Source organism: Pseudomonas sp. (assembly GCF_049590575.1).
GTDB lineage: Bacteria > Pseudomonadota > Gammaproteobacteria > Pseudomonadales > Pseudomonadaceae > Aquipseudomonas.
Window position 1 is genome coordinate 1 of the sequence record NZ_JBAWDE010000252.1, and the last position, 2,582, is coordinate 2,582.

The 2,582-nt window shown below is 62.6% G+C and carries 3 protein-coding genes; 2 read left to right on the forward strand and 1 reads right to left on the reverse strand.

What is annotated here, in order from left to right:
* Positions 1-183: 183 nt before the first annotated feature.
* Positions 184-1,092 carry a LysR substrate-binding domain-containing protein gene (locus WBR57_RS17550; protein ID WP_424085051.1) on the reverse strand — a complete coding sequence of 303 codons (909 nt, stop codon included), beginning with the start codon at positions 1,090-1,092 and terminating at the stop codon, positions 184-186.
* A gap of 215 nt (positions 1,093-1,307) precedes the next feature.
* Here WBR57_RS17550 and WBR57_RS17555 point away from each other — a divergent pair, with 215 nt between their 5' ends.
* Both WBR57_RS17555 and WBR57_RS17560 read left to right on the forward strand, forming a co-directional pair.
* Positions 1,308-1,706 carry a helix-turn-helix domain-containing protein gene (locus tag WBR57_RS17555; protein WP_424085053.1) on the forward strand — a complete coding sequence of 133 codons (399 nt, stop codon included), beginning with the start codon at positions 1,308-1,310 and terminating at the stop codon, positions 1,704-1,706.
* 57 nt (positions 1,707-1,763) lie between these two features.
* Positions 1,764-2,582 (forward strand): winged helix-turn-helix domain-containing protein (locus tag WBR57_RS17560; RefSeq protein ID WP_424085055.1); only part of this gene is annotated, 819 nt, incomplete at its 3' end.

The window sequence follows — 2,582 nt, forward strand, 5'->3', positions numbered from 1 at the left end:
GTGTTTTTCTTTCAAACCTTTCGAGAACTGCATCCCACATAGTTTCGTCACCCTGACTGAAGTTTTGGGGGATTTTAAACCAAGACCTTGAAAGGGATGGCTGTAAGAGCGGAACCATACGAAGCCGCTACCGCAGCAACGGATATGTACACCACCCACCACCCACCACCCACCTCCCCCCAACTACCCCACCCCCGCCATATGCTCCGAAATCCTGGCCCGCAACCACCGCTCCGCCGGATCATTGTCATGCACACCACTCCACACCATCGACAACTGCGCCTCCTCAATCGCAAACGGCGGATCCTGCGCCCGTAACGCCGTGCCCTCGGTCAACGCACACGCCGCATAATCCGGCACCGTCGCAATAATCTGCGTCCCCGCCAACAACGCCCGCAACCCACTGAACTGCGGCACCGCCAACACCACCCGCCGTGCCCGGCCAATCCGCGCCAGGTCAAGATCGATATTGCCGCTCAAATCCCCGGAAAACGACACCATCGCATGGGGCCGTTCGCAGTAGTCGTCCAGGGTCAACGGTGCCACACCGTCATCCCCACGCAGCACCTTGCACGGAATATCCCGCAGTTTCTTGCGCTTGGCATTCGCCGGCAGCTCAGTGGTGTAACTCACCCCCACGGTAATCTCGCCACTGGCCAACAACGACGACATCAACAGGTAATTGGCCCGGCGCACCACCACGATGATGCCCGGTGCCTCCTCGCGCAGTCGGCTCAGCAACGGCGGGAACAGGCCAAACTCGGCGTCGTCGGACAGCCCGATGCGGAACACCGCGCAGCTGGTGGAAGGGTCGAAATCCTTGGCGCGGCTGACGGCGCCGGAAATGGTGTCCATGGCCGGTTGCAGCTCCTTGAGGATCGCCAGCGCGCGTGGCGTTGGCTCCATGCCCCGGCCGTTGCGCAGCAGCAACGGGTCGTCGAACAGGTCCCGCAGGCGACCGAGTGCCGCACTCACCGCCGGTTGGCCCATAAAGAGCTTTTCGGCCACGCGGGTCAGGTTCTTCTCGAACATCAGCGCCTCGAAAATTACCAACAGGTTCATGTCGACGCGGCGCAGGTCGTTGCGGTTCATGGTGATATCCAAACGATTGGCAAGCTCACAGATAAACACGCAAATGGATATTTTGATTGCACCCCTGTGCTGTCTTTTTCGACGATTAAAATCCGCCTTACCTGACAAAATTAACAACGATTAACTCGTCAGCCAGACGGTCCGGCACCAAGAATGGGGCGGTCTACACTGCATCCATTCACCGGGAACGCTCCCATCGACTGCGGATATCTGTCATGGCCCGACTTGAGTACTGTCCCCCTCGTGTATCCGCTACCGGCGGCCTCTGCCCCCGGCGCGAGCGTATTGCCAAGCAATTGATCCTCGCCAACCTCGGCGAAAGCCTGGCGATTGCCGACCTGGCCCAGGCCTGCGCCCTGTCGCGCAGCCATTTTTCCCGCGCATTCAAATGCACCACCGGGCTGTCGCCGCAGGAATGGATTCGCCAGCAGCGCATCCAGCGGGCCAAGGAGCTGATCACCGGTTCGGCCCTGAGCCTGACGCAAATCAGCCAGGAATGCGGGTTCTGCGACCAGGCGCATTTCTGCCATATGTTCACCCGCAGCGAAGGCGTCAACCCGATGACCTGGCGAAACCACCAACTGCGTCACAAGCCCCAAGTGATCGCGGCCTAGTGATAGCCGTACACCTGGCCTATGCTGGCCGTTCCCTAAAGCCGAGCATGGCCACCCATGAGTGACCTCAGCGACCAGGCCGTGCATTTCGGCCCCTACCGCATCCACCCGCGCCAGCGCGTGGTGCTGGAAGCCGGTCGCCCGCTGCGCCTGGGACGGCGCGCGGTGGACATCCTGCTGATCCTGCTGGAGCAGGCCGGCAATGTGGTGAGCAAACAGGAACTGATCGCCCGAGTCTGGCCCAAAAGCGTGGTCGAAGACGGCAACCTGCGCGTGCATATGGCGGCGCTGCGCAAGGCCTTGGGCGATGGCCAGGCCGGGCAGCGCTATATCGTGACGGTGGCCCAGCGCGGCTACAGTTTTGTTGCGCCACTGAGCATCGAACCGATGACGCCACCCGACGAAGGCGCGCCCCAACGCCCACGCCATAACCTGCCCCTGCGGCGCACGCGGATGATCGGGCGCCAAGCGCTGATCGACAGCCTGGTGCAGCAACTGCCCGAACAGCGCTTTATCACCCTGACCGGCGCTGGCGGCATCGGCAAGACCACCGTGGCGCTGCGGGTGGCGGAATTGCTGATCGGGCACTACCGCGACGGGATTCACCTGCTGGACCTGGCGCCCCTCAGCGCGCCGTCGATGATCCTGCCCAATCTCGCCGCGCTGCTCGGTCTCACGCCTGCCGAACATGAGCCGCTGGCAACCTTTGCCCGGCGTTTGCAGGAGCTCCAGGTGCTGCTGGTGATCGACAACTGCGAACACCTGCTGGACGATATCGCCCTGGTCAGCGAAACCCTGCTGCGCCACGCGCCCCGGCTGCACATCCTGGCCACCAGCCGCGAGGCCTTGCGCGCCGAGGGCGAAGCGGTGCAGCGT

Excerpts from the sequence above, each read along its gene's own strand:
- WBR57_RS17550 (WP_424085051.1), bottom strand. The coding sequence starts at position 1,092 with ATGAACCGCAACGACCTGCGCCGCGTCGACATGAACCTGTTGGTAATT.
- WBR57_RS17555 (WP_424085053.1), top strand. The coding sequence starts at position 1,308 with ATGGCCCGACTTGAGTACTGTCCCCCTCGTGTATCCGCTACCGGCGGC.